At 45.0% G+C, this 26,228-nt stretch carries 24 protein-coding genes and 1 riboswitch; of the genes, 20 read left to right on the top strand and 4 right to left on the bottom strand.

The features are described from left to right. Nucleotides 1–49: 49 nt before the first annotated feature. Nucleotides 50–2,206, bottom strand: coding sequence for an ATP-dependent Clp protease ATP-binding subunit (locus BLV90_RS09670; RefSeq protein ID WP_091739959.1), 2,157 nt, complete (start codon nucleotides 2,204–2,206; stop codon nucleotides 50–52). Between the two features lie 178 nt (nucleotides 2,207–2,384). Between BLV90_RS09670 and BLV90_RS09665 the strand changes: the two genes are divergently transcribed. From BLV90_RS09665 to BLV90_RS09630, 8 genes are all read left to right on the top strand, one after another. Next, complete coding sequence (locus BLV90_RS09665) at nucleotides 2,385–2,693, top strand: hypothetical protein (protein WP_091739956.1); 309 nt, start codon at nucleotides 2,385–2,387, stop codon at nucleotides 2,691–2,693. A 285-nt stretch (nucleotides 2,694–2,978) separates the two neighbouring features. Next, on the top strand, nucleotides 2,979–3,926 hold the full coding sequence (coaA, locus tag BLV90_RS09660; protein WP_091739953.1) for a type I pantothenate kinase: 948 nt from the start codon (nucleotides 2,979–2,981) through the stop codon (nucleotides 3,924–3,926). 41 nt (nucleotides 3,927–3,967) lie between these two features. After that, nucleotides 3,968–5,767: a PAS domain S-box protein gene (locus tag BLV90_RS09655; protein WP_091739950.1), complete on the top strand. Its 1,800-nt coding sequence runs from the start codon at nucleotides 3,968–3,970 to the stop codon at nucleotides 5,765–5,767. A gap of 131 nt (nucleotides 5,768–5,898) precedes the next feature. Then, entirely contained in the window at nucleotides 5,899–6,963 is a 1,065-nt protein-coding gene (locus BLV90_RS09650) for a type III polyketide synthase (protein WP_091739947.1), read from the top strand. Nucleotides 6,964–6,985: 22 nt separating this feature from the next. Continuing rightward, entirely contained in the window at nucleotides 6,986–7,543 is a 558-nt protein-coding gene (locus BLV90_RS09645) for an isoprenylcysteine carboxyl methyltransferase family protein (protein WP_091739944.1), read from the top strand. Between the two features lie 171 nt (nucleotides 7,544–7,714). Beyond that, nucleotides 7,715–8,473, top strand: coding sequence for a PRC-barrel domain-containing protein (locus BLV90_RS09640; RefSeq protein ID WP_091739941.1), 759 nt, complete (start codon nucleotides 7,715–7,717; stop codon nucleotides 8,471–8,473). Nucleotides 8,474–8,620: 147 nt separating this feature from the next. Continuing rightward, nucleotides 8,621–9,142, top strand: a complete 522-nt coding sequence (locus tag BLV90_RS09635) for a TetR/AcrR family transcriptional regulator (protein ID WP_091739938.1) — start codon at nucleotides 8,621–8,623, stop codon at nucleotides 9,140–9,142. Between the two features lie 106 nt (nucleotides 9,143–9,248). Continuing rightward, complete coding sequence (locus tag BLV90_RS09630; RefSeq protein WP_177167988.1) at nucleotides 9,249–10,229, top strand: SDR family NAD(P)-dependent oxidoreductase; 981 nt, start codon at nucleotides 9,249–9,251, stop codon at nucleotides 10,227–10,229. A 129-nt stretch (nucleotides 10,230–10,358) separates the two neighbouring features. On the opposite strand, the gene BLV90_RS09625 is transcribed toward BLV90_RS09630, so the two are convergent. From BLV90_RS09625 to BLV90_RS16250, 3 genes are all read right to left on the bottom strand, one after another. Beyond that, nucleotides 10,359–11,717 carry a M28 family peptidase gene (locus BLV90_RS09625; protein WP_177167987.1) on the bottom strand — a complete coding sequence of 453 codons (1,359 nt, stop codon included), beginning with the start codon at nucleotides 11,715–11,717 and terminating at the stop codon, nucleotides 10,359–10,361. Between the two features lie 178 nt (nucleotides 11,718–11,895). Continuing rightward, nucleotides 11,896–12,384 (bottom strand): hypothetical protein, encoded by a 489-nt coding sequence (locus BLV90_RS09620; RefSeq protein ID WP_091739933.1) that lies wholly within the window; start codon nucleotides 12,382–12,384, stop codon nucleotides 11,896–11,898. 158 nt (nucleotides 12,385–12,542) lie between these two features. After that, nucleotides 12,543–14,042 carry an FAD-dependent thymidylate synthase gene (locus tag BLV90_RS16250; protein WP_177167986.1) on the bottom strand — a complete coding sequence of 500 codons (1,500 nt, stop codon included), beginning with the start codon at nucleotides 14,040–14,042 and terminating at the stop codon, nucleotides 12,543–12,545. 469 nt (nucleotides 14,043–14,511) lie between these two features. Here BLV90_RS16250 and BLV90_RS09610 point away from each other — a divergent pair, with 469 nt between their 5' ends. The 12 genes from BLV90_RS09610 to BLV90_RS16840 form a co-directional block, all read left to right on the top strand. Continuing rightward, complete coding sequence (locus tag BLV90_RS09610; RefSeq protein ID WP_091739930.1) at nucleotides 14,512–15,534, top strand: ABC transporter ATP-binding protein; 1,023 nt, start codon at nucleotides 14,512–14,514, stop codon at nucleotides 15,532–15,534. After that, nucleotides 15,503–16,480: an ABC transporter ATP-binding protein gene (locus BLV90_RS09605; RefSeq protein WP_091739927.1), complete on the top strand. Its 978-nt coding sequence runs from the start codon at nucleotides 15,503–15,505 to the stop codon at nucleotides 16,478–16,480. Before BLV90_RS09610 ends, BLV90_RS09605 begins: the two co-directional genes overlap by 32 nt. A gap of 65 nt (nucleotides 16,481–16,545) precedes the next feature. Continuing rightward, nucleotides 16,546–18,135: an ABC transporter substrate-binding protein gene (locus tag BLV90_RS09600; RefSeq protein ID WP_091740275.1), complete on the top strand. Its 1,590-nt coding sequence runs from the start codon at nucleotides 16,546–16,548 to the stop codon at nucleotides 18,133–18,135. A gap of 86 nt (nucleotides 18,136–18,221) precedes the next feature. Continuing rightward, nucleotides 18,222–19,232 carry an ABC transporter permease gene (locus BLV90_RS09595; protein WP_218142294.1) on the top strand — a complete coding sequence of 337 codons (1,011 nt, stop codon included), beginning with the start codon at nucleotides 18,222–18,224 and terminating at the stop codon, nucleotides 19,230–19,232. Nucleotides 19,233–19,239: 7 nt separating this feature from the next. After that, nucleotides 19,240–20,157, top strand: a complete 918-nt coding sequence (locus BLV90_RS09590; RefSeq protein ID WP_425433875.1) for an ABC transporter permease — start codon at nucleotides 19,240–19,242, stop codon at nucleotides 20,155–20,157. Between the two features lie 111 nt (nucleotides 20,158–20,268). Continuing rightward, a complete protein-coding gene (locus BLV90_RS09585) occupies nucleotides 20,269–21,222 on the top strand; it encodes an MBL fold metallo-hydrolase (protein ID WP_091739921.1) in 954 nt (317 codons plus the stop codon). Between the two features lie 49 nt (nucleotides 21,223–21,271). Next, nucleotides 21,272–21,511: a glutaredoxin domain-containing protein gene (locus BLV90_RS09580; protein ID WP_091739918.1), complete on the top strand. Its 240-nt coding sequence runs from the start codon at nucleotides 21,272–21,274 to the stop codon at nucleotides 21,509–21,511. Between the two features lie 249 nt (nucleotides 21,512–21,760). Then, nucleotides 21,761–21,897, top strand: a riboswitch (cyclic di-AMP (ydaO/yuaA leader). 97 nt (nucleotides 21,898–21,994) lie between these two features. Next, nucleotides 21,995–23,275: a cation:dicarboxylate symporter family transporter gene (locus tag BLV90_RS09575; RefSeq protein ID WP_091739915.1), complete on the top strand. Its 1,281-nt coding sequence runs from the start codon at nucleotides 21,995–21,997 to the stop codon at nucleotides 23,273–23,275. A 46-nt stretch (nucleotides 23,276–23,321) separates the two neighbouring features. After that, nucleotides 23,322–25,145, top strand: a complete 1,824-nt coding sequence (locus tag BLV90_RS09570) for an APC family permease (protein ID WP_091739912.1) — start codon at nucleotides 23,322–23,324, stop codon at nucleotides 25,143–25,145. 34 nt (nucleotides 25,146–25,179) lie between these two features. Continuing rightward, nucleotides 25,180–25,359 carry a twin-arginine translocase TatA/TatE family subunit gene (gene tatA / locus BLV90_RS09565; RefSeq protein ID WP_091739909.1) on the top strand — a complete coding sequence of 60 codons (180 nt, stop codon included), beginning with the start codon at nucleotides 25,180–25,182 and terminating at the stop codon, nucleotides 25,357–25,359. Nucleotides 25,360–25,512: 153 nt separating this feature from the next. Next, nucleotides 25,513–26,115, top strand: coding sequence for an undecaprenyl phosphate transporter UptA (uptA, locus tag BLV90_RS09560; protein ID WP_425433874.1), 603 nt, complete (start codon nucleotides 25,513–25,515; stop codon nucleotides 26,113–26,115). Between the two features lie 29 nt (nucleotides 26,116–26,144). After that, nucleotides 26,145–26,228: helix-turn-helix domain-containing protein (locus tag BLV90_RS16840; RefSeq protein WP_218142297.1), on the top strand; the 84-nt coding region annotated here is incomplete at its 3' end.

The raw sequence follows: 26,228 nt of genomic DNA, 5'->3' as shown, positions 1-26,228 counted from the left end.
AGCTATCGAAGGAGCCATCATAGATTCGACGGCTTATTTTGCATGAACCTTAGGCACTGGTTACATTCGCCATGATCGTTAGTTTCTCATCACTTGCATCGATAAGGATGGAAGTTACGTCATCATTATCGAGCATGTGATCAGCGATACCATCCTCCACGTGTTCTTCGATGACACGACGTAGGGGTCGTGCGCCAAAGGCAGGGTGATATCCCAGTTCGGCCAATTTCAGTTTGGCTGAATCTGTAACAGTAAGGTTAATTCCCTGTTCCTCTGCGACCTCTATTACATCATGAAGCATTAGATCGACGATACGGAGTAAGTCTTTTTGAGATAGGGATCGGAATGAGATAATCCCATCCAGTCGATTGAGAAACTCGGGACGGAAATAGTCAGCAAGGCTTTCTAGAATTTCCGTTGGTTTTTCTTCAGTAGGACTGTTGCCAAAACCGATGGACATTTTAGGTTTCATGCCTACTCCAGCATTACTGGTCATGATTATGAGGGTATCACGGAAACTAACGGTACGCCCTTGACTATCTGTGAGACGGCCATCCTCCATGATCTGTAGGAAGAGATGTTGGACATCAGGATGGGCCTTTTCGATTTCATCCAATAATAGAATGCTGTAGGGATTGCGACGTACACGTTCGGTTAATTGTCCAGCTTCCTCATGGCCCACATATCCTGGGGGCGACCCGATAAGTTTGGAGACGGTATGCTTCTCCATGAATTCACTCATATCCAAGCGAATCATGGCATCTGTATCTCCAAAAAGTTCTTGGGCTAGGGTTTTGGCCAATTCCGTTTTCCCTACACCTGTCGGGCCCACGAAGAGGAAGGAGCCGATAGGACGAGAGCCTTTGCGTAGGCCGGTTCGATTGCGCCGGATGGCTTTAGCTACTTTTTCTACAGCATCTGTTTGTCCAATGACCTGGGCGTTTAACTGTTCAGCAAGACCCTTCATTTTATTTTGTTCATCTTTTTGCAGTCGACGAACAGGGATGCCTGTTTTTAATTCAACGAGGTGTTGAATTGTCTCAGCATCTACGACGGGACGCTGGGTTTGGTCCGCTATAGCCTCTAATTGTTCCTCCAGCTTACGTTCTTCATCGCGAAGTTGTCCAGCACGTTCATACTCCTCTCGCTGGGTCGCAACTTCCTTTTCAGCAGTGATCTGAGTCAGTTGTTCACGTAATTCAGCACCACTATCCGTTACACTTGTAAGATTGATTTTGGAACCTGCTTCGTCCATTAGGTCAATCGCCTTATCAGGAAGGAAGCGATCCTGGATATAGCGGTGGGAGAGTTGAACACTGGCACGAATGGCATCCTCTGTGTATGCCACGCTATGGTAATCTTCATAGTTCTTGCGCAGTCCTTGTAAAATACGAATCGCTTCTTCTATAGAAGGTTCATTGACCATCACCGGTTGAAAACGACGTTCTAGAGCAGCATCCTTTTCGATTTGACGATATTCTTTTAAGGTAGTGGCTCCAATCACTTGAAGTTCTCCGCGGGCGAGGGCAGGTTTTAAGATGTTGCCAGCATCCTGGGAGCCTTCGGCAGAGCCTGCGCCTACCAATTGATGAATTTCATCGATAAAAAGGATAATTTGCTGACGTTCTTGTAGTTCGGTAATTAATTGTTTCATACGTTCCTCAAATTGCCCCCGGATGCCGGTATTAGCCACTAGGGATGCAACGTCTAATAGGTAAATTTGTTTATCTTTTAGCTTCTGAGGAACTTGTCCCTGGGTGATTCGCAGGGCTAATCCCTCAGCGATTGCTGTCTTCCCAACACCAGGCTCACCGATTAGGACAGGGTTATTTTTATTCCGTCGATTCAGGGTTTCAATAACACGATCCACCTCTTGATCGCGACCAACAACAGGGTCAATTAAGCCACTTGAAGCAGCCTGGTTAAGGTTTTTGCCTAATTGATCAAGGAGGCCTCCGCCATGGCCACCTGTGGATTGTTTTTGTTTATTGTAATTAGAAGTCGATTCAGAGTTGGGTTGGTGTCCTGTGAATGATTGGATAAAATCTTGGAAAGGGTGACCGCCAGGGAAACCAGCGGGAAAGGTTAATTGATTTTTAACTTGGTTATAGCATTCCTGACAAAGGAATAAGTGTTTCTTTTGACCATTCACTTGAAGATGAAGGTCTACTGTTGCTTGATGTTGTTTACAGTGTTGGCATTGCATGTGACATACCTCCTACAATGGATGACATATCATTGACTTTGACTAACCTTGACCTTTGTACGACATTATACTCTGACCTTCTTTGACTTTCAAGACCTTTTTAATAAAAAAATGAACCAGTGGGGTGGTTGAATAAAGAGAGAAGGATGGTGACATCCTGGGAGCAAGGGGGGATACCATGCAGGGAAATCAGGAGCAGTTTCAATTGTCTAGTATTGATCAAGCATTGATGGATGATCTGACTAATCGAGTGCGGGAATGTTATCAGGAGATGACCCGAATCGGGATGCAGACGATTAATGGACATTCTCTGGCGGATACAGAGTTTAGTCGTTCGTTAGATGAAGTGCTCAATGATACCCAGACCCATTTAAATGGAACAGCGGACCCTTTTCATGATGCGGAGATATGTTGGCCAACTGGTCAAAATCATGTGATGTGCTACCAAAAGGGTGGCGGAAAAATAATGATTCGATTAATTGGATGAGCATGATTGAGAGAAAGGTGACTACTATGGATTTATAATATGTAGCGTAGAGGATGGGCAAGAGGTTGGCTCAAAAAAACGGGCGTCTTCATGAGACGTCCGTTTTTTTGAGCCAATGTCAGAACCCTTTATTTATCTGGTTGATTTTATCACTCCTGAGCGTTAAATTTACGTCGTTGGTAGTGAAATCAGGATAGTTTCCTATAATGACATAAGTAATGGTAGAATACGAGGAGCAATAGACGGCGAGGCCGTCATGGAATGCACTGACGAGGAGACGATGGTATGCCTGCCTACTCACCATTTTCACCGTATCTCACCTTCGGATGTGATGAATGGAAGTCGTTGCGTGAATCGGTGCCTCTAACCTTAGACGAAAAGGATTTAGAGAAATTACGGGGAATCAATGAAAAGATATCCCTCGAGGAAGTTTCGGACTTTTATTTGCCTTTATCTCGCTTATTAAATGTGTTATTCGCACAGAATCAAGACACCTATCGGGCTACCCGACTTTTTTTAGGTGATATTAGCCCTCAGGTTCCTTTTTTGATTGGAGTATCAGGAAGTGTCGCTGTAGGAAAAAGTACGACGGCCCGTGTCCTACAAGCATTATTAAGTCGTTGGCCAGATCATCCTTATGTGGAATTGGTTACTACGGATGGTTTTTTATATCCTAATGCTGTATTGGAAGAGCGAGGCATTATGCACCGCAAGGGTTTTCCTGAGAGTTTTGATCGTCAAAAACTCCTTCGCTTTCTTTCAAACGTAAAATCTGGAAGCCCTGTGGTCACTGCTCCTGTATATTCCCACCTCACTTATGATATTCTGCATGATGAAAAGAAAGTGGTCCGTCAACCGGATATTGTAATCGTAGAAGGGTTAAACATCCTACAAAGTTTGGATGTAGAAGGGCAAGAGCGTGCTTCTCTTTTTGTATCCGATTTTCTCGATTTTTCTATTTATGTGGATGCACCAAAGGAGGAGATTGCACGGTGGTATGTGGAACGATTTCATATCCTGCGGAAAACCGCTTTTAAGGATCCTCGTTCTTATTTTCGGCGATATGCTGATTTATCCGACTCCGAAGCAGTAGAGGTAGCCACTCGCATCTGGCAGGAAATCAACCTACCCAATTTAGAAGAAAATATTTTACCAACAAAAAATCGAGCACGGCTCATCTTGGAAAAAGGAGCAGATCATGTGATCGAACGCGTAAAACTGCGTAAATTGTGATAAATATTATAAAAAGAGCTTTTGTGCCAGGGGGGTATGCGATGAAACCCGGGTTGTACATCGAAGAAGAGTTCTTACTGACCCAGGGTAGGCGTTTTTTGCAGCAGTTGTCAGAAGGAGTTCTTTGGGTTAGTTCAGAGGGAATCATTTTATATGCAAATCGGGCAGCAATGGGTTTTTTTGGTCGCGAAGAGTTGGGTGGCATGCGGGTGGATGAATTGCTCCCAGGTGGTTATTTAATAGAGCCGGTACCGATTCACCGCCCAGATGGCACCCTACGTTGGGTGGAGGGGACGCAAACCACAGATGAAAAAGATGCAACCCGTGGGACATTAGTAACTCTGCGGGAGGTTACCTGTGAAGTGAAGGCGATTAAAGCGAAGGGAAGTAGCGAACGAGCACGGGTACAAGCAGCTCGTTTGGCTCAATTTGGTAATTGGGAGTGGGATTTCCACAGTGATTATCTGATTTGTTCCGAGGAAATCACACGGTGGTTTGAAGATTATCCTAATGGTGCCATCCCCATGAAGACCGTGTTTTCACGCATCCACCCTGAAGATAAAAAAAAGGTAGCAATGCAGGTGAATATAGCTGTTATGGGTGGTGGGCTTGATCTGGAATTTCGGATTTGGCGTCCAGATGGGGAACTGAGAGTGGTTCGCCAGACAGGAGAAGTAGAGTGGGGGCGTGGAGATTGTCCCTGTAAAGTGTGGGGGACTATTCAGGACATTACCGATGTAAAGTTAGCAGAAGAGGCGCTGGCTCTTTCGGAGACTAAATTCGGTTCTGTTGTTCAATCTGCTCAGGATGGGGTTATTGTGTGCGATTGTAATGGGCGGATTCTTTCTTGGAATAGCGGTGCAGAGGGAATCTTCGGATATACAGAAGAAGAAGCAGTAGGTAGAACCTTCACCATGATTCTGCCTCAAGACCTTCATGAACGATATCAAGAGAAATTGGATCGGCAGTGGAGTGAGACCCATATCGTTTATCCGAGCGATACTGCGGAAGTACAGATGATGAGGAAGGATGGGTCACTGGTTCCCGTAGAAATCTCCTATAGTTTTGGGGGAAAGATCGAGAGTTGGATCTTTATCACGATTATCCGCGATATCAGTGAGCGGAAAAAGACGGAAGAAAAGCTGAGACAGTCGGAGAAGCTCACTATAGTGGGTCAGTTGGCCGCAGGTGTTGCTCATGAAATTCGCAATCCCTTAACCGCTCTACGTGGCTTTGTCCAGCTTCAGTTTGAAAAGGATGAAGTGCGTGAGATTATGTTGAAGGAAATCGATCGCATTGATTGTATTTCCAGAGAGTTCCTTCTATTAGCGAAACCACAATCGATTCGAGTGGCAGAAGAGGACCCCTTAGGTTTATTGACGGATGTACTTACTTTATTACAGAGCCAGGCTCATCTGCATAAATTGATGATCGTTACTGAAATTGATAAGCCCCTTCCTAAAATTCGCTGTGAAGCCAATCAGGTGAAACAAGCCATCATGAATTTATTGAAAAATGCGATGGAAGCGATGGATGAAGGTGGAACTCTTTACGTTCGATTAAAGGGAGATCAAGAAGGCGCTACTCTGACAGTGACCGACGAAGGGAGAGGAATCGCTCCCGAGCATGTAAAGCGATTGGGTGATCCTTTCTTTACGACGAAGGAAGAAGGTACAGGACTTGGCCTTATGGTTACGCGACAAATCGTTCATCACCATGGCGGGACGTTAACCTTCGATAGTGAACTGGGTAAAGGGACCGCTGTTACCATGTGGTTACCCATCGATGCGGATTTTTCAACAGGAGTAGACACAGGGGAAATCCAAGCAACCACGATGTAAACGAAAAGATCTCCTTGATGGAGGTTTTTTTGTTAGAAAGACAGTGAGAGAGCTTGGTGTATGTTTCCATATCCAAGGGACACGCTATAGGCATCGATGACGTACACTTTATCCAAGTGGGAGGAAACGATGTGCCGCGTATTGTCTCTGTTGGGACAGCTGTCCCAGAACATACGTTAATGCAGGAGGAAGCTCGAGAGTTTGCAAGGGAGTTATTTAGAGATACATTTAGCGATATCGACCGTTATCTACCAATTTTTGAAAACTCAACGATTCAGACAAGGCGTTTAGCACGTCCGCGGGAGTGGTTTGAAGAGGAGCGACCATTTTCTGAGCGAAATGATGCTTACACGGAAACCGCTTGCCATTTAGGAGAGTTAGCATTAGAACGATGTTTAGCGGCAGCAGGTGTCACTGCACAAGAGATCGATCATCTCTTTTTTGTCTCTACTTCAGGAATTGCGACTCCAAGTATTGATGCGAGATTAGTCCACCGCCTCGATTTTTCCTGTCATGTGAAGCGCACACCGATCTGGGGATTAGGTTGCGCAGGGGGGGCAGTAGGGCTGGCCCGTGCTTACGAATATGCCCGTGCCTTTCCTGAGAGTCGTGTGATGTTGTTAGCCGTAGAATTATGCAGCCTCACCTTTCGTAGAGGAGATCGAACTAAGAGTAACTTAGTGGCTACCTCACTTTTTGCGGATGGGGCGGCAGCCGTGTTGATGATCGGGGATCAAGTGCCTCTTGGGCGAGAAGTGATCCATTGCCCGCAGATTATTGATACATTGAGTACCACATGGCCGGATTCGTTAGATGTTATGGGATGGGAAGTAGACAATGATGGTTTGCGAGTGGTCTTTTCCAGAGATATCCCAACGTTAGTTCGCAGGGAAGTTCGGCCAGCGGTAGAAGGGTTTCTTTCCCGGAGTGGTTTGGAGATCGATCGATTGGATAGGGTGATCGCCCACCCAGGGGGGATGAAGGTACTCTCTGCCTATGAAGAAACCTTAGGACTTGCTCCCGATATTTTAGGACTTTCACGGTCTGTATTGGGGGAGTATGGCAATATGTCCTCTGTGACCGTCTTGTTTGTATTGGAGAAGGAGTTGGGGCAAGAACATCAAGAGGGAAACTATGGTCTTTTAACTGCTCTTGGCCCAGGTTTTAGTTCAGAAATGATGCTGTTGCAATGGTGACGGGGAAGGGAGAGTTAGCACCATGGAGTCTGGGCTGATGTGGCTATGGATGGGAGTCCTATTGATACGGGTGGGTGAACTGCTCATTGCACGCTCAAATACTCGCTGGGCTATCGCTCAGGGAGGATATGAGGTCGGAAGAGAGCATTATCCGATCATCGTGGGTGTCCATCTTCTCTTCTTTCTTTGTCTACTAATCGAAACAGAAGTAAGAGGCGGCACTGCGCCAGATTGGTGGACCATTCCCTTGACTGCCTTTCTGATCGTTCAGGTGTTTCGTATCTGGTGTTTATTTTCGCTTGGACGGTACTGGAACATCCGAATTTTTGTTATTCCCGGTCATCATCCCGTACTCAGGGGACCCTATCGCTATCTTCGCCATCCAAACTATTTAGTGGTCATACTCGAATTATTTATCCTACCCCTTATTTTTAACGCATGGTGGACAGCACTTGGGATTAGCTTACTTAACGCATGGGTGCTGCTTACTCTGCGAATCCCTATTGAGGAGAAAGCATTAGCAGAAGCGATCCCTTATGAAGAAGTGATGGGTAAAAAAAGACGGTTTCTACCTTGGTGAAGGGACCGGATATGTATTCGTTATAGGCTCTTATTTGTATCGAGGGATTGGGACCTTTTTATTTTCTGTGATAAATTGTTGATGATAAAAAGATTAAATGTTTGCAAAATATTTGAAAGGGAAAACAATCTATAACAACAGAAACTATCGATGAAAAAGGAGGAGAAGACCTTGTTGGTCAGTGCGAAGGGGATTGAAGGAACCACTGTATCCGCTGTAGATGGCGAAATTGGTAAGGTAGATGGGTTTTGGATGGATGATGAGAAATGGACCCTGCGTTACTTAGTGGTGGATGTGGGAACTCTCTTTAGTCGTCAACGTGTTCTGATTTCTCCAATTGCTATTGATAAGGTGGATTGGGAGCAACAACAAGTCATCCTTTCCTTGTCGGAAGAGCAGGTGAAGAATAGTCCAGAGGTAGATGCAGATCAGCCTCTTTCACGTCGTACAGAAACAGATCTCCATAGACACTATGGTTGGCCAACTTATTGGGGAGGTGCCGGATTATGGGGTGGTGGGATGATCCCAGGGGAGTTACTCTCCTCAACCTATAGTGTTGAAAGGGAAAATCGTTCATCCCCTCCCAATGATTTCGATCATATGGAGAACGGATTGGATGATTCCAGGCTCTTATCGTTACGGGCATTAATCGGGTATACGCTAAAAACCCATGATGGAGAACTTGGGCAGGTTAATGACTTCATCATCGATGATCACAGTTGGAGTGTCCATTACCTTGTGGCAGATGCGGGTAACTGGCTATCGAGTAAAAAGGTAATGATTGAGAAATCCTCGATTCAAAGGGTGAATTCCGCAGATGCCCATATCCATGTAGACCTTGTGAAAGATAATGTGAAGGGGTCTCCTGAGTTTGACCCAAGTGACCCGGTAAACGGGGATCGTTATGACTACTATGGTAGACCGCAATAATGGAAAAAAAGAGCCATATTAGGACCCGCGGTATTCTTTTACCCCTATATGGGGTCTTTTTTTACTCACCGTATCATTGACGAATTAATTAGTATATAATAGAGAAGTAATTGATGAATCACTAACTTGAAAAGGGGAAGCAATCCGATGGGAAAATCTGATACAACCTCAGTTAATCGCAAAGCGGAGATAATCTCTGCGGCGATTGAGGTATTTGCAGAGATTGGGTACTATAGGGCAACGACGGCACAAGTCGCACAACGGGCCAAAATATCGCAGCCGTATATCTTTCGTTTTTTTTCTTCAAAAGAAGCTTTATTACTCGCGGCGCTGGAGGTATCTTGGACACGAGTGATAGATTCTTTCCGTAAAGTCATGGAGTCCTCATTGTCTGAACAACTGGAGTCTGACCTTATTCGAGCATATGATGAAATATTGGACTCTTATCAGAATGAAATACTACTTCAAATGCAGGCGCAGACGATTCAGGAAAACTCAATCCGGGAAGAAATGCGCAAAGGATTCGAGGAAGTTCGTCGTATCGTCTTGGACGCCTTTCGCGATGCTGGCATTCCGAACTCTAAGGAGCGGACGATGCTGTTTCTGGCACGGGGGATGCTGTGCAACATCTCGACAGTGCTAGACATGCCCGAATTGATGGAAAAATGAAGTGTGATTTTTAGGGGAAGTTGTGATTGACCGATCACTTACAACATGATACATTATCATTAGTTAGTGATTGATCAATCACAATTTTAAGGATGAGGTGATTCTATTGGAAAAAGTGATTGTTATAGGAGCAACTGGCGGTACTGGCTCTGCGATTACGGAAGAGCTAGCTAAGAGAGGGATTCGAACTGTCGCTTTCGGAAGATCTCTTCAGAAACTAAAGCAACTTAGGGCTAGGATCGGTAATCTGGAGAATATTACGATTGCTACAGGTGATGCTTTCTGTCCTTCTGACATCGTTAAAGCGGCGGAAGGTGCGGATGTACTGTTTCATTGCGCAAATGTACCCTATCACGAAATGGAGAGCAAGTTGATTCCTTTAGGAGAATCAGTGATGGAGGCAGCCAACCAGCTAGGCTTGAAGGTAGTCGCGGTCGACGGTATTTATCCCTATGGAAGGAAACAGATGGATCGTGTTTCTGAGGAGCACCCGAAGCAACCGCATACTAAAAAAGGAAAGACAAGGCTTGCTTACGAGAAGATGCTTTTCGAAAACAGATGGAACAAAGCCAAGGTAATGATCGTCCGCTTGCCCGATTATTATGGTCCAACGGCAAACGAGGCTTCTTATCTGGGCTCGACAATCAAAGCTATTGCAGCTGGCAAGATGGCATCTTTTATTGGCAACATGCATGTCCCACGAGAATTTATTTACTTGCCAGACGCAGCGTTTATGATCGCAGAGCTTGCCGCTAAGGACGAAGCATATGGTGAGGGTGAGAACTGGAATATACCTGGTACGGGTCTGATTTCAGGTAGGGAGATCGTGCGAATAGCACGGCGGGCAAGTGGAAGCTCCAAACCCGTCATTCCGCTCGGTCGAGGTGGACTGTCTTTACTCGGACTTGTTGTGCCGGTAATGAAGGAGATTGTGGAAATGCTATATTTAACAGAAGAGCCGCTTGTATTGAGTGGAGACAAATACGAGAGGATGATTGGACCTGTGCGTGCGACACCCTTTCAAGAGGGAATTTGGAATACGATACACACATTGAAAGGAAAGATGAGTTCCCGAAAAAATAATTGATTAATCAATAACAAAACTGATGAATACGGTTCATATGTATATTTAGTTATGAAAGAAAAAAAGGAGCAATCCGATTTGAATGATACGTTCAGGATGCTCCTTAATTATAGTATTGTTTAGAGAGGCTGATTATTTTCTCATTTCACCTGGTACAGGAAACTTGGTTTTGCCAAGAGTTTTGACATTTTCTTTACCTGGGGAAGCCAGTTTCTTTTCTAAGGCCATGTTACGGGTAAGGAGTGTAACCAGTTTCCCCATTTTGTCGAGATTGCCTTTACTAATTTTATCGATGGTATCTTGATCCGAGTGGTAGTAGGGGTCACTGTGCCAGTTTAGAAAGGCCACTGGAATTCCGACCTCTTCAAAGGAGGCATGATCACTACGGGTAGAAGAGGAGCGCTCATAGGGAAAATTGTAGGTCTTGATGTAATCCTCTGCTTTGTCTGCGACGAAGGAGGTGGCGTTAGGATCAGCAGTCATCAATCCCATGGTGTCACCTACTCCAACCATATCCATGTTGATCATGGCTGCAATATTCCCTTTTTCCTCTGCACTGAGGGAGTTTACATACCGTGCGGAGCCAACTAGACCTACTTCTTCAGCGCCGAAGAAGATTACTCTAATGTTTTGCCGAAGTTTTTCATCTGAAAGTGCTTTGGCAACTTCAAGAAGAGTAGATGTACCCGAGGCGTTATCATTTGCAGCAGGAGTATCTACACCATCATAGTGGGCACCGATGACGATGGTTTTGGCCTTTGCTGTGTTGCCTTGCTTTGCTTTAATTGTACCAATCACATTTTGCGAGTAGCTAGGATTCATCTCGATATCGGCTTTCATCGTTGCGGTGATCGATTTCTTGGATTGAACTTTCGCAAGTAAGGCCTCTCCATCTGCTTTGCTTAGACCGAGGGTAGGAACATCCCCAGGTGTGCCAAGGGTACCATTTAGGCTACCGTCCACATTATTGTAGATAAGGACGCCGATTGCACCTGCCTTCGCGGCTTGTTGTTGTTTTTCATAGAAGGTAATCTCACCGCGTTGGATTAATGCGATCTTACCCGTTAAATTTTTCCCCTGAAAATCTTCTGCTCGACCTAGGCCGGCAAAGGCGATTTTACCAGTAATTCCTTTTTTATCGGTTCCAGGTGTGTATGTGAAGGGTTGGGACTCCATTTTATTTCCGTCCACTTTTAGTTCAGAACCGTGGGACATATACGACATGATGGGGAATCTTTGTCGATCCACTTTGATCCCGGATTTCTTCAAGTTCTTGGCAATGTAGTCGGCTGCACGATGTTCGCCATCAAAGCCAGTTACGCGGGCATTATCTTTGTTAGCAAGTTTTGCGATATGATTGTAGATGCGATCCTTGTTGATTTCGTCCGCAATCTGATTGGTTTGAATCGGTGTAGCAAAGGCGGTGGTGGTGCACAGCATCCCCAAACCTAAAGTGAGGACAAACCCAGAACGCAAAAATCGATTTTGCATGATGGCCCCTCCAAAATGAGATTTTTTTCCTCCTCGGTATTCTAGTAAACTATTCATTATTTTGTCAATAGAGTGACAATATCAACTGAAATTCGACAAGGTTACTCGTGATGAAAAAAGGCCACAAAAAAACGGCTGAGTGGAGAATACACCACCCAAACCGAGAGGAAATGACAGATTATTTGTAAACCTTACCGCCGTATTCAATGTAACCTAGTGGATCATGAACAAAGTGGATAACCGCATCACAGCAATTATGGGGAGTTTTGTATGCTTCATCTTCTGGGATGAATTCCCCTTTTAATTTGATCGGCTCGCCTTTTTTAAGGTCGGGGATTTCACCATCGGTACCTTGTTGATCGATACGAATGGAAACAAAAGCGCGATCAGGGATTTGAGATGCATCCCCATTTTCGACGTCTTCAACCTTCAGGTTATCCACTAAGATGTGTTGGTGTTCTTTTTCATCGTCATAGCCACGAACGTCTGCAATGGTACCTGAAGCAGTGACAACGGTTTTTTCTTCGTCTTGTGTGCTAACATCTTGCTTGCTGGCGGTTTGATCACCAACGATAGCAGCAGATGATGCATAGGAAGTAGCCGCAGTAGGGATGATCAGAACGGCGGCAAGCATGAGGGCTAGCAACCACTTCTTCTTGGAAAGCATTGAACTCCTCCTTATAATTGGTAAATATTGTTTTACAAAAGGACTGCACATCCATTATACATATTATTCAATGTCAATGAAATATAAATTTTGCGATTTCTTTTTTATATATGAAAAAAACCCCTAATATATGGGGGTTAATAGAAATAGAAATTAAATTATAAGCGCCGTTTTGCATGGCGAACGAGGGCAGGATGATTATTTTCCAATTCCTTAGCGAGGTGCTCAAAAAGTTGCTGAATATCCCATTGTGCTTCTGGGGAAGTACGCAGGTTGATTAGGTGGTATAACTCCCATAGACTAGCGGTCGCTATCACTTGGCGATGATGAGCGTTGGTGATACAGTACGGAGCGGCTACTGGGCACACTTCTTCTAACAGGCTTACCACCTTATCTGCTTCTTCGATAAAGGATTGATAGAAGTCAGTAAGACCTGCTTTTTTGATATGAGGAGGTATGGTATAACCTAAGTTAATCGTTGGCTCTCCAAAGGTGAAGTGAGTACCACGATTATGGCGTAACAGTTGATGCCAGTTCGCCTCTGAAATGGAGCATTCAAAATGATAAGAGAGATGACGGAAAAGGTCCAATGGATTGTCAAAGAAACGCAATTGCGAGAGTGCATGATCTAGCCAGCGTTCTTTTTCAGAACGACTCCAAGTTGCTACGGCATCCTTCGCTTGCCCATGAGAAAGACGATGCTCACTAATAAGAAGTTGTTGACTCAGAAGTGTGAGTGCCTGTTCGTAGTCAGGTAGGTTGATAAAGGTAGCAGTAGGACCGTCATAGGCTTGTCCTCGTTGATGAGTGGTTGGAGTATGTACTTTTTCCTTTCGAAGAGCTTCCCGAGTCTTGAGCAGATAATCATTGGGTCGTACATGCTTCAAAAGAGTAGGAATGATTTGACTGATTTCCTTCTCCAACTGACGAGCCAATGCCTGGGACTCTTGATGAGTGCTGGATAATAGGCGTACGAGCGTATCCCGTAGGGCGCGTCCATTACCACTCATACCCAAGCTGGTAGAAGTAGCGAGTGTAAGCACATAACGAGCGTCTTCAAAGGCGATCTTTTCTACTCGAGAGCGGTGTCGTCGTTCACTTTCTCCTTCTTCAGGTGGCAGGGCGGTTGTAAGATAAGGAATTAGACCGGCAAGAAGGGCTTCATAGGTGTCATATGCTTTGTCTTGAAAGTCGAGAAAGGTTTCTTTTGCGGAAAGGTTCTCTTCTAGCTCGATAGGTGTGTAGAATTGACCACGTTTAGGGCGTTGATAGCGCTGGCTGTATTCGGTGAAACTATTGAAGGTATTGGCCAACTCAAGTTCGGCAGAGGCTAGTCGACTGATATTTTCTACACCAAGATGGGCGACGGCATGTTCAGCAACACTGGAATGACCATAACCAACGACCCATTTTTCATGAAAATGAGCGGCTTTTTCAGAGTAAGCTGTCGCCATTCCACCAGCAGAGGAGCTTACACCTAACTCATCATCTTGCAATAATTTTGCCAGGTTATCGCGAAAACTGGCCGGGCTTCGACTGACGTACGCGAAAATGACAGCAATTACCTCTTCGGGAAGGTTGTAAATGGCATATACATTTTGGTCCAAATTGGATACAAAATGGGTAAGATCAGGGGGGTGGCTTTCTGTAGGTTTCATTATGAAGCCTCCTATTGGGAATCATTCGATCTACATAAGGTAAGTCAACTGTGTTTATTCTAGTGGATGAACTCTCTTACTTCAAGGTAGGAAACGAGATGAATGGTTCATGCAATAGTATAATGGATGTTATTTCCTTGATATTAATCTATACGTAGACTTTTATATGGTATAAAATGTTCTTACCCGGCGAAGAATGGTTACAATATTTGATGGACAATTTTTGAGATGTAGAGAATTTTAAATTATGATGGAAATGAGATAGGTCTAGGGGACAAGCTCTTAGGCATAAAGGTGTATGGGGGACTAGTGTGGAAGATTTGCATTCATCTGTATACTTAAACATAAAGGAGGAGAGAGGAATTTGGGGAAGGTCCATCGAATATAACCATTTGAAAGAGAATTCATAATGATTAGCAGAATTACTGGCAATTATTGTCTTAATTTTCTTTGGATTTGAGGTGTCTTCATGACGAAAACCTTACTTGAAATCGAAGGATTCAAAATGCATTTCCACACGGACAAAGGAGTCGTGAAGGCGGTTGATGGAATTGATATCACTGTGGGTGAGGGAGAAATTGTTGGCTTGGTCGGGGAGTCCGGCTGTGGCAAAAGTGTAACCTCTCTCTCGGTGATGGGGCTGGTGCCTACGCCTCCTGGAAAAGTGGAAGCCGGTAGGATTCAACTTGCTGGGCGCAACCTGACTCAATTGAATGCAAAGGATTGGCGCCAGGTGCGTGGCAACGACATAGCGATGATTTTCCAAGAACCGATGACCTCCCTTAACCCTGTCTTTACCATCGGGAGTCAGATGATAGAGGCAATTCGTCAACATCGGAAAGTTGGGAAAACAGAAGCAAGAGAGCGAGCTGAGGAAGCATTACGGGAGGTAGGGATATCACGGAAGGGTATCTTAAATGAGTACCCCCACCAGTTGTCTGGCGGAATGAGGCAACGGGTGATGATCGCGATGGCGATGGTATGTGAGCCTAAACTATTGATTGCAGATGAACCGACGACAGCCCTTGATGTGACCATCCAGGCACAGATTTTAGATCTGATGCGACGGCTCAATCGAGAAAAGGGAACATCGATTCTATTAATTACCCACGACCTTGGTGTTGTGGCAGAGATGTGTTCTCGAGTGGTAGTGATGTATGCAGGACAAGTAGTAGAAGAGACGGATGTCCATACTCTCTTCCGCGATCCTAAGCATCCTTACACGATGGGGTTACTCCGTTCTATTCCCCAATTGGATAAACGAAGCGAACGATTGTATTCGATACCTGGAAATGTGCCAAACCCGAGGAAGATGCCCACTGGGTGTCGGTTTGCCCCTCGTTGTGAACATGTTCATGAGATTTGTTTACAAAGTAATCCCCCTCTCTTTGAAATAGCAAAGGAACAGCATACGAGTCGATGCTGGTTACACGACGGTGAAGAGAAGGAGGAAACGGATCGTGACCGCACCCGAGAAATTGTTGGAAGTTAATCATTTAAAGAAATACTACCCGATCCGTGGGGGAGTCTTTGGTAGAAAAGTCGGGGAAGTCAAAGCAGTGGATGATGTCTCATTTACTGTGAGAAAAGGGGAGACTCTTGGCATCGTAGGTGAATCTGGCTGTGGTAAGTCGACGACAGGGCGAAGCATTCTGCGTCTGGAGGAACCAACCTCGGGGTCCATCACTTTTGAAGGAGAAGACCTCACGAGCCTTTCAGGGGAGAAGATGCGTCGGATGCGTCGTGAGATTCAGATGGTATTCCAAGATCCCTTTGCCTCCCTCAACCCGCGTAAAACAGCAGGATTAGCCATTGCTGAACCATTGGAGGTACATGGGCTGGGTGATCGTCGCGAGCGAGGGGAGAAGGTGAAGGAGCTACTCTCTGTCGTAGGGTTGGATCCCTATCATGGTGAGCGGTATCCCCATCAATTTAGCGGTGGTCAACGTCAGCGCATTGGGATCGCGCGTGCACTTGCTGTGCAACCGAAGCTGATTATAGCGGATGAGCCTGTTTCAGCACTGGATGTTTCCATTCAGTCCCAGGTGTTGAATCTGATGGAGGACCTCCAGGAGAAGTATGACCTCACTTATGTATTTATCGCTCACGATCTTAGTGTGGTGCGTCACATTAGTGATCGAGTAGGAGTGATGTACCTCGGCGGGATGGTGGAATTGGCAGACAGGGATGAGTTATATGACCATCCTCTTCACCCCTATACGCAAGCCCTTCTCTCCGCTGTACCTACCCCTGATCCTGAGGCGAAACGAGAGCGAATCATTCTCTCAGGGGATGTACCTAGCCCTGCGGATCCGCCATCAGGGTGCACCTTCCATACTCGTTGCCCCCATGTAATGGATATCTGTCGCGAAATTCGTCCAAGCTTTAAAAATTATGGCGGAAATCATTTTGCAGCATGTCATCTCTTGGAAAAGTAAGAATCATTCACGATCTTTCAAAAGAACTTAGGGAGGTTACCCCATTGAAGAACCTGCGTAAATCTATGATTTTAGGGATTGCATTGGTTTTTGTATTATCTATTATCCTAGCTGCCTGTGGTAATAAAGCTGAGGGCAAAACATTGATTTGGGGGCGTGGGGCAGATACGAAGTCCCTGGATCCTGCTCAGGTAACCGATGGCGAATCATTAAATGTAACCAGAAATATTTACGATACCTTAGTGGACTACAAGGATGAAAATACGGAAGTTGGCCCTGCTCTTGCAGAGAGTTGGAAAACCTCCAAAGACCAGAAGACATGGACCTTTAACCTGAAAAAGGGTGTGAAGTTCCAGGATGGTACCGACTTCAATGCAGAGGCAGTCGCTTTCAACTTTGAACGGTGGATGGATAAAAAGAACCCCTATCATAAGGGTGGGGAATTCCCTTATTACGGCTATATGTTTGGTGGATATAAGGGAGATAAAGGGCATGTGATCAAGAGTGTGAAAGCAGTAAATAAGAACACGGTTCAATTTAAACTAAATGAACCCCAAGGACCATTCCTTGCTAATATAGCCATGCCGGCTTTTGCTATCGCTTCTCCAAAAGCAATCAAAGCAGATCCTGAGGGTCTTGGTAAAAAACCTGTGGGGACGGGTCCCTTTAAATTTGAAAGTTGGAAGAAAAACGATACGATCTCCTTATTGAAGAACAAAGATTATTGGAAAAAAGGTTACCCCAAGCTGGATAAAGTGATCTTCAAATCCATGCCGGATAACAGTGCCCGCTTCACTGCTTTAAAATCGGGTGAAATTGACGTCATGGACGGCCTTAATCCTGATGATGCAAAAACAGTAGAGAAAAACAACGAACTGAAGTTGGCCGAACAACAAGGAATGAACGTGGGCTATCTCTCCTTTAACATGAGTAAAAATACACCGGTCAAGGATAAAAAGGTGCGTCAAGCCCTGAACTATGCTGTCGACAAAAAATCAATTATTAAGAGCGTCTATTCAGGACTAGCCACTCCCTCGATTAACCCCATGCCAGATTCCATTTGGGGATTCAACAAACAGATAAAGGATTATCCCTACGATCTGAAGAAAGCGAAGAAGTTATTGAAGGAAGCGGGTTATGGAAAGGGCTTTAAGCTGGAACTGTATGCTCCGAGCGATCCAAGGCCATATATGCCAGATGGCCGAAAAGTGGCCGAGGTGATTCAGTCTGATTGGAAGAAGATTGGTGTCGATGTGAAGATCGTCTCCTTCGACTGGCAAACCTATCTGGACAAGACTGGGAAGGGCCAACACGAAGCGGCTCTCTTTGGTTGGAGTGGGGATAATGGAGACCCAGATAACTTCCTCTATGTCTTGTTAGATAAAGATAATACGCGTACACCGAATGCAGGTAACATCTCTTTCTATAAGAGTGAACCATTGCACAAGTTACTGATGAAAGCGCAACGTAGTACGGATAAGAATGAACGGACGAAGCTCTACGAAAAAGCACAAAAAATCATCAAGGACGATGCTCCATGGGTGCCTCTCGTTCACTCAACGCCAGGTATCGCCTATCAGACCTATGTAGGGAATGGGAACTTTACCCATCCGATTAATTATAGCAAGTTAGCTCAAGTAGATATCAAGAAGTAAAGGTAAGGGCGGCGTTGCGGAATGGCGCAATGCTGCTCTTTTTTCTTATCTGATATTGATGGTTTAGAAAGGTTGGTGAATCGACGTTGCTATCCTACACATTTCGTAGACTGCTGATGCTGATTCCGGTTTTAATCGGAATGTCCATCATTACCTTCTCTATCGTTCATGCTATTCCTGGCGATCCAGCAAAGGCGATCCTAGGAGACAAGGCGACACCAGAAGCAGTTGCTCAATTGAAGGAGAGTATGGGATTAAACAAGCCTATGATTGTGCAGTATCTCGACTATGTAAAGGGAATTATGACGGGAGATTTAGGTACTTCTTTCATTACCAAAACACCTGTGGCTGAGGAAGTAGGTCCCTATCTCGCTGCGACAATGGAACTCTCCTTAGCGGCGATGTTGATTGCTATTTTCTTTGGAATGAATCTAGGGATTTTAGCTGCCTGGAAACATAACACAAAGTTGGATTATACAGCGATGGTAATTGCAATTATCGGGGTATCGGTGCCTGTCTTTTGGCTGGGGTTAATGGAACAGTGGGTGTTTGCTCAGGATCTTGGTTGGTTACCCTCTAATGGTCGCATTGATCCCCGGATGGCTTTCGAATCGATTACCAACTTTTATTTTCTCGATGCACTCATCCAGGGTGATTTGGAAGCCTTTGGCAATGCGTTGCAGCATATTATTCTACCGGCGATTGCTTTAGGGACGATCCCGATGGCTTATATCGCTCGGATGACCCGCTCTAGTATGTTGGAAGTGATGAGCTCCGATTATGTCCGTACGGCTCGGGCAAAGGGAGTTAGTGAGTTTTTAATCATCTATAAACACACTCTGCGAAACGCCTTTATTCCGATTTTGACAGTTTTCGGCCTTCAGATGGGTCTATTGCTTGGTGGGGCTATTTTGACGGAGACCATCTTCAGCTGGCCTGGAATTGGACGTTATGTTTATGAAGCGATCAACAACCGTGACTATCCGGTCATCCAATCTGGCATTCTATTGATTGCATTTATCTTTGTCATTATTAACCTGATTGTCGACTTGTTGTATGCCTGGGTTGATCCACGCATTCAATATGGAAAGGAGTGAGCCAGTGATGTCAGCCAATTCAACCTCTCTAACGAGTCCTACACCTAGTCCGATGCCTGATACGGGAGAACCAAAGGCGGAAGCAGCTAGTCCACTAGGGAATGTCTGGCGAAGCTTTATTAAGAGTCGATCAGCGGTGATCGGTGCCGTAATTGTATTGTCTATTCTTTTGATCGCTGTTATCGGTCCCTTGTTCTTACCCTATGGATACAATCAAGTGGATGCCAATTCACGATTAGAAGCCCCCTCGGCAGTTCATTGGTTTGGTACAGATGATCTTGGTCGAGATGTTTTTGCTAGGGTAATTAATGGGGCGCGCATTTCACTCTGGGTTGGTTTCTTTGCTGTGACGGGTTCGATCATCGTGGGATCTCTTTTAGGATTGTTGGCAGGGTATTATGGCCGCTGGATAGATGTATTAATCTCCCGGGTGTTTGATATCCTGTTGGCCTTTCCAGGAGTTTTGCTAGCGATTGCTATCGTAGCCATGCTGGGACCCAGCTTAGAAAATGCAATGTACGCGATCGCGGTTATCAACGTGCCTACCTTTGGTCGTCTCATGCGCTCACGAGTACTGGCTATCAAGCAGGAGGATTTTGTGTTAGCCGCTAAGGCGATCGGGATGAAGGATCGACGTATCCTCTTTAAGCACATTCTGCCCAACTCCTGGACCCCCATCATGGTTCAGGGAACACTTAATTTTGCTATTGCTGTGATTGAAGCAGCAGCTCTTGGCTTTCTCGGATTAGGAGCACAGCCACCAGAACCTGAGTGGGGGAAAATGCTATCGGATTCCCGGCAGTATATTGAATCCGCACCATGGACGATGATTTTTCCCGGTTCAGCTATTATGCTTACCGTACTGGGCTTTAATCTCCTAGGAGATGGCTTGCGAGATATCTTGGACCCACGGATGAAAACATAAATGAAAATTACCCGGTGCTCTCAGCACCGGGTTTATTTCTTGGGGCCTAGCATATGGTCCTATCTTCTAATAAGATGAAGATAGATAAGATCGGGATGGGAGGGGTAGAGTATGCAGCCGATACAGATTATTGACTGGGGATTTGATATCTTTATGATTGAAGGCTATGACCTTGGCATGGCTGGCCGTACAGGGATTTATGTGATAGAAGCAGAGGAACTAACCCTTGTTGAAACAGGCCCAAGTCCTTCAGTTCCATATATCCTAGAAGGATTAAAGGAAAGAGGCTATGCACCGGAAGATGTGAAAAATGTGATCGTGACCCATATCCATCTAGATCATGCGGGTGGAGCAGGGCTGCTTTGTCAAAGCTGTCCTGATGCGCGTGTGGTCGTTCATCCTCGCGGAGCTCGTCATCTAGCAGACCCCAGCCGTTTGATTGAGGGAGCGAAGATGGTATATGGTGATCAGTTTGCTTCCCTTTTTGACCCTGTTTTACCGATTGATCCAGCGCGTATTTTGATCCGTGAGGATGGGGATACCCTGGATATCGGTAAGGGACATCTTCTGCAATTTATCAATAGTCCAGGACATGCTGCACACCATTTTAGCATTTTCGACCCAGTATCCAAGGGAATATTTACAGGGGATACAGCCGGAATCTATTATCAACAGACGGAAGAGTATGGATTTCAATTTTGTCTTCCCTCTACTTCGCCCAATCAATTTGATCCGGATGCGATGCGCAATTCCATCGCTCGATTTGAAACAATCGGGCCAGAACGATTATTTTTTGGTCACTTTGGGATGATGGACAATCCTGCGGAGGCTTATCGTCAAGTGTTAGATGGTTTGGATCGCTTTATCGATACAGCATCGAAAGCGTTCAAGGAAGGAGAAGGAGCAAAGGGAGTCGAAGAACGACTCAAGAATCATTATCATTCCTATCTGTTGGCACAGGGGATTCCACAGAAGCATGGTCTATTTACCATATTGAATCTCGATCTAGAAGTGTCCGCGATGGGTATAGAGCACTACTGGAATAAAAACGATGAATCCAAGTAAGTAAGAGGAAAACTAGTACATAGTACAAAGTAGGTAGGAGGTACGTTAGATGGATGTGATTGTTTACTCAAAACCTCATTGTATCGAATGTAATATGGTGAAGCGGTTTCTTACGGATCATGGGGTTTCTTATAAAGTGAAAGATTGTGGAAGTCGACCAGAGTATTTGGAAGAAGTAAAGGAGATGGGCTTTCTAGGGGTTCCTGTAACAGTGATCGATGGAGTACCGATACAGGGATTGCGAACAGATCAACTATTGAAAGAGCTTAAAATAGCACCTAGTAACTAACGATGAGGATGCCATCTTCATTGGAAGATGGCTTATTTTTTGCTAGAGTCTACTGGTTAACCAAAATAGATAAAATTTTTTAAACCTAACTTGAAGTGAAGATTTAACTTTGATGGATACAAGCGTAATCATTTCTTTAAATATAGTAATAAATGGATGTAAGTGGTTTTTTGCAAAAGAAGTCTTCTCTTTTTGGAGAAACCCTCTATAATGGTAGTAGTGTCACTAACAAAATAGAAGACTCTCAAATCCATTCAACCGCCGAATCTGAAGAGAATGGGGGACCCGAGATCTAGGGGTGAATTCTGCGTTATCATGCAGATAGGGATGAACTCTTCCGTTACCCGAACCCGTCAGCTAACCCCGTAGGCGTTGGTAGAGGAGTGGTGTATGCTTTTTTATGGCAAACCATAGATAACCACTTCTGTGGTTTTTTCATGTTACGAACCGCATAGAGATTTTGACATCAAAGAGGTGAAACAGATGAGACGTATTAGCTTAGCATGGCAGATCATCATCGGGCTAGTTGCGGGGGTTATAGTGGGGGCTATTTTCTATAAAAATGAAACCGCTGTAACGTACCTACAACCTATTGGTGATATCTTTATCCAATTGATCAAAATGATTGTGATCCCAATCGTTGTCTCTTGTTTGATTGTGGGTGTAGCAGGGGTAGGAGATAGCAAAAAGCTTGGTAGACTAGGCGGAAAAACTATTCTCTACTTTGAGATCATTACAACTGTTGCCCTTGTGGTTGGTTTGTTGATGGCTAACGTCTTTCAACCGGGGGCAGGAGTCGATACAGACTCTCTCACTAAAGGTGACTTAAGTAGCTATATGGATACGGCTAAATCTACTGAGAGTCAGGATCATGGATTGGTAGAGATCCTAGTCAGCATTGTACCGCAGAATTTTTTCCAATCATTGGCTGAAGGGAAGATGCTACCCATCATCTTTTTCTCCGTTATGTTCGGATTAGGAGTGGCAGCGATTGGTGAACGAGGGAAACCAGTCCTTAACTTTTTCCAGGGTGTAGCGGATACGATGTTCCACGTGACAAACCAAGTGATGAAAGTCGCTCCGCTCGGTGTATTTGCGCTGATTGGTGTAACGGTTTCTCAGTTTGGGCTTCAATCTCTCGTCCCACTGAGTAAATTAATGCTCGTAGTATATGGAGCTATGATCCTATTTGTTATCCTTGTGCTTGGATTAGTCGCACGTATTGTCAAGGTGAAATTGTTTGATATCCTGCGTATTCTAAAAGATGAATTGTTATTAGCTTATTCCACAGCTAGTTCGGAAACCGTACTTCCAAAAGTGATGGAAAAGATGGAGCGCTTCGGATGTCCTAAAGCAATCACCTCTTTTGTGATTCCGACGGGATATACTTTCAACCTCGATGGCTCCACGTTGTATCAATCGATTGCTGTGGTGTTTATTGCGCAGCTATATGGGATTGATCTTTCCATCGAAAAGCAGATCACCATTTTACTCATACTCATGGTAACTTCTAAGGGGATAGCGGGTGTTCCAGGTGCAGCGGTTGTTGTTCTCTTGGCTACGTTGTCCTCAGTAGGGCTTCCGCCTGAAGGGATGGCCTTTGTACTAGGAATTGATCGACTCCTGGATATGGCTCGTACGGCTGTGAACGTGGTTGGTAACTCTCTCGCTGCGATTGTCATGTCCAAGTGGGAGGGCGAATATGATGAAACGCAAGGAAAGAGCTATATCAAAGAACTAAGAGCAGGCACAGAGGCAGCCTGATCGGTAATGCCTTCATGGCCGCTCGAAAGGTGAAGAATGGGAAACCATGTTATTAACAAAAATTAAGGCCTCGATCATCGGACGTCCTTTAAAGACAGAGCAATTACAGGAAGAAAAATTACCTGTGTGGAAAGCTTTGCCGATTCTTTCCTCTGATGCTCTCTCTTCAGTTGCGTACGGAACCGAGCAGATCTTGGGGGTACTTGTTGTAGCTGGGGCATTTGCCCTTTGGTATTCGTTGCCGATTTCCTTAGCCATCGTTGGTCTACTAACTCTGTTGATCATCTCCTATCGCCTCATTATCGATGAGTACCCAGGTGGTGGTGGTGCCTATATCGTTTCGATGGACAACCTGGGATGGTTTGCAGGTTCCGTTGCGGGTGCCTCATTGCTCGTCGATTATATTTTGACCGTTGCGGTAAGTGTGACAGCAGGAACAGCTGCCATCACGTCGGCTTTTCCGATACTACATGATCATCGAGTGGCGATTGCCTGCGGTTTTGTGCTCCTGATCATGGTATTGAACCTTCGGGGTTTGCAGGAGTCAGGGACGATTTTCTCCGTTCCTACGTATCTCTTTATCATAAGTATCGTGATGCTAGTGATCGTTGGTAGCTTTAAGATACTATTTGTTGATGGGGGTGGAACTCCACCTCCAATAACCAGCCATTTTCCTGAAGGGTTAACATGGTTTCTACTTCTTAGAGCATTCTCATCAGGTTGTTCAGCCTTAACAGGGATTGAGGCCATATCCAACGCTACCCCGACTTTTCGTGCACCAGAGCGGAAGAATGCTGGTCGCACCCTGGTTATCCTAGGGATTTTGTTGGCCGTTTTATTTGGTGGAATTAGTCTCTTAGCTTATCTCTACCACTTAACCCCTGTGCTAGAGGAGACGCTGATCTCTCAAATTGCTGAGGAGACCTTTGGGCGGACAGCACCCTACTTTTTTATCCAGGCAACGACAGCGTTGATTCTCATCCTGGCAGCCAATACGAGCTATTCTGGATTTCCTCTATTGGCATCCATTATGGCCAAGGATAAGATGATGCCTCGGATGTTTACCGCTCGTGGGGACCGGTTGAATTATTCCAATGGGATTATCGTTCTCTCGTTAGCCGCTATTTTGTTGATCATTGCTTTCCATGGGCATACAGAGCGCTTGATTCCCCTGTATGCGATTGGGGTATTTACCTCCTTTACATTGGCCCAATCAGGCATGGTACAACGCTTGTTGAAAAGGAAACCCCAGGGATGGAAAGGTAGATTGGCAATTAGCTTAACAGGTGCGATCGTCACTTTTATCGTATTGCTGATCTTTGCAGTAACGAAGTTCACTGAGGGTGCTTGGATTATTATCGTCATCCTGCCCGTGTTTGTTTACATGTTTTCTAGGATATATAAACACTATAACGCTGTGGCAGATGAATTGCGTATTGACATCTCGGCGGAAAAGCCCCAGATTAAAAAGCAGATGATTGTTCTTCCTGTGGGTGGGATTAACCAAGTTGTTCGCAATACGGTTTCCTATGCTCGCTCTCTCGATGTCGATGTGGTAGCTTTATATATTGCATTTGACGAAGAGGATGCCAAGCGGATGAAAGGCAAATGGAACGAGTGGTGCCCGGATATCCGGCTTGTCATTATGCGTTCGCGCTATCGTAGCGTGACTCGGCCGTTGCTTCGCTTCATCGATAAACTGCCGAAATACGTAGGTGACCGGCAAGTGACCGTGTTGATTCCACAATTCATCCCACGTCGTTGGTGGCATAGCCTGCTGCACAACAAAACAGCGTTGGTCATTCGGTTTATCCTCTTAGCTCGCAAGGATATTATTGTCTCTACTGTCCCATTTCACTTGAAAAAATGACTCCCGACAATAGTCGGAAGGAGGCGATCAGAGGATGCATCCTCCTACACTTACTGGGATAATCCTCATTCTCTTGGTAGCATTGCTTTTATTTGGTCCCAATAAGTTACCAGAGTTGGGCCGTTCGATTGGTAAGTCGATTCGCGAGTTTAAGAATGCCACATCCGGTATGATGGACGATGATACAGAGAAGAAAAAGGGACAAGAACGCTGATGAAAAAGAAAGACCGATCTATAAGATCGGTCTTTCTTATTCCCAGATTTAGTCGCTTATCTGTATCCATCCTGGTAGTATAGATACGGGATTGACTATTATTCACATCGTTGTATTCATCCTTTGCTAGGCTAGATAAAGGGAGGCATCATCTTGCAGAAATTTATACATGAAGTGTTAATGTGGTTGACCGATCTAGGCTATCTAGGCGTTTCTATTGGTTTGATGATTGAAATCATTCCTAGTGAAATTGTCTTAGCTTATGGTGGCTATCTAGTAAGTCGAGGAGAAGTTGGTTATGTTGGAGTGGTCATTGCTGGCACGATTGGCGGTACGTTGGCACAGCTATTTTTGTATTGGATCGGCTACTATGGTGGACGCCCCTTTTTAGCGAAGTACGGGAAGTATCTATTGATTCAGGAGAAACATATCAATCTCTCTGAGATATGGTTTAATAAATACGGCACAGGGGTTATTTTTGGTGCCCGCTTTATTCCTGTGGTCCGTCATGCGATCTCCATTCCAGCAGGAATTGCGGGGATGTCTCTTCGGAAATTTCTCTTGTATACCACATTGGCCATTATTCCTTGGTCGATATTATTTGTCTACTTGGGTATTCAGTTGGGTCATAATTATGACCATATTAAAACAGCAGCAGCCCCCTACGTACAGCCGATCGCCATTGGAGCGCTAGTGGTGATTTCACTCTACTTTGCTTGGCAACAGTTAAAGGGGCGAAGGTCTGAGAACGTTTGAAAATCAGCAAAAGAGAGGGTGAAAAATCAATGTTAAAAGCATACAAGTTCAAGTTAGAACCTACAACGTTACAAGTTGAACACATCGAATCGACCTTGAATTTGTGTCGCTGG

The organism is Marininema mesophilum (genome assembly GCF_900106775.1).
GTDB lineage: Bacteria > Bacillota > Bacilli > Thermoactinomycetales > DSM-45169 > Marininema > Marininema mesophilum.
The sequence above is the reverse complement of the archived record's forward strand: the minus strand, read 5'-3'. Positions and strand labels throughout refer to the sequence as shown.

Excerpts from the sequence above, each read along its gene's own strand:
- BLV90_RS09670 (WP_091739959.1), bottom strand. The coding sequence starts at position 2,206 with ATGCAATGCCAACACTGTAAACAACATCAAGCAACAGTAGACCTTCAT.
- BLV90_RS09665 (WP_091739956.1), top strand. The coding sequence starts at position 2,385 with ATGCAGGGAAATCAGGAGCAGTTTCAATTGTCTAGTATTGATCAAGCA.
- coaA (WP_091739953.1), top strand. The coding sequence starts at position 2,979 with ATGCCTGCCTACTCACCATTTTCACCGTATCTCACCTTCGGATGTGAT.
- BLV90_RS09655 (WP_091739950.1), top strand. The coding sequence starts at position 3,968 with ATGAAACCCGGGTTGTACATCGAAGAAGAGTTCTTACTGACCCAGGGT.
- BLV90_RS09645 (WP_091739944.1), top strand. The coding sequence starts at position 6,986 with ATGGAGTCTGGGCTGATGTGGCTATGGATGGGAGTCCTATTGATACGG.
- BLV90_RS09635 (WP_091739938.1), top strand. The coding sequence starts at position 8,621 with ATGGGAAAATCTGATACAACCTCAGTTAATCGCAAAGCGGAGATAATC.
- BLV90_RS09625 (WP_177167987.1), bottom strand. The coding sequence starts at position 11,717 with ATGCAAAATCGATTTTTGCGTTCTGGGTTTGTCCTCACTTTAGGTTTG.
- BLV90_RS09620 (WP_091739933.1), bottom strand. The coding sequence starts at position 12,384 with ATGCTTTCCAAGAAGAAGTGGTTGCTAGCCCTCATGCTTGCCGCCGTT.
- BLV90_RS16250 (WP_177167986.1), bottom strand. The coding sequence starts at position 14,042 with ATGAAACCTACAGAAAGCCACCCCCCTGATCTTACCCATTTTGTATCC.
- BLV90_RS09610 (WP_091739930.1), top strand. The coding sequence starts at position 14,512 with ATGACGAAAACCTTACTTGAAATCGAAGGATTCAAAATGCATTTCCAC.
- BLV90_RS09600 (WP_091740275.1), top strand. The coding sequence starts at position 16,546 with ATGATTTTAGGGATTGCATTGGTTTTTGTATTATCTATTATCCTAGCT.
- BLV90_RS09590 (WP_425433875.1), top strand. The coding sequence starts at position 19,240 with ATGTCAGCCAATTCAACCTCTCTAACGAGTCCTACACCTAGTCCGATG.
- BLV90_RS09585 (WP_091739921.1), top strand. The coding sequence starts at position 20,269 with ATGCAGCCGATACAGATTATTGACTGGGGATTTGATATCTTTATGATT.
- BLV90_RS09580 (WP_091739918.1), top strand. The coding sequence starts at position 21,272 with ATGGATGTGATTGTTTACTCAAAACCTCATTGTATCGAATGTAATATG.
- BLV90_RS09575 (WP_091739915.1), top strand. The coding sequence starts at position 21,995 with ATGAGACGTATTAGCTTAGCATGGCAGATCATCATCGGGCTAGTTGCG.
- BLV90_RS09570 (WP_091739912.1), top strand. The coding sequence starts at position 23,322 with ATGTTATTAACAAAAATTAAGGCCTCGATCATCGGACGTCCTTTAAAG.
- tatA (WP_091739909.1), top strand. The coding sequence starts at position 25,180 with ATGCATCCTCCTACACTTACTGGGATAATCCTCATTCTCTTGGTAGCA.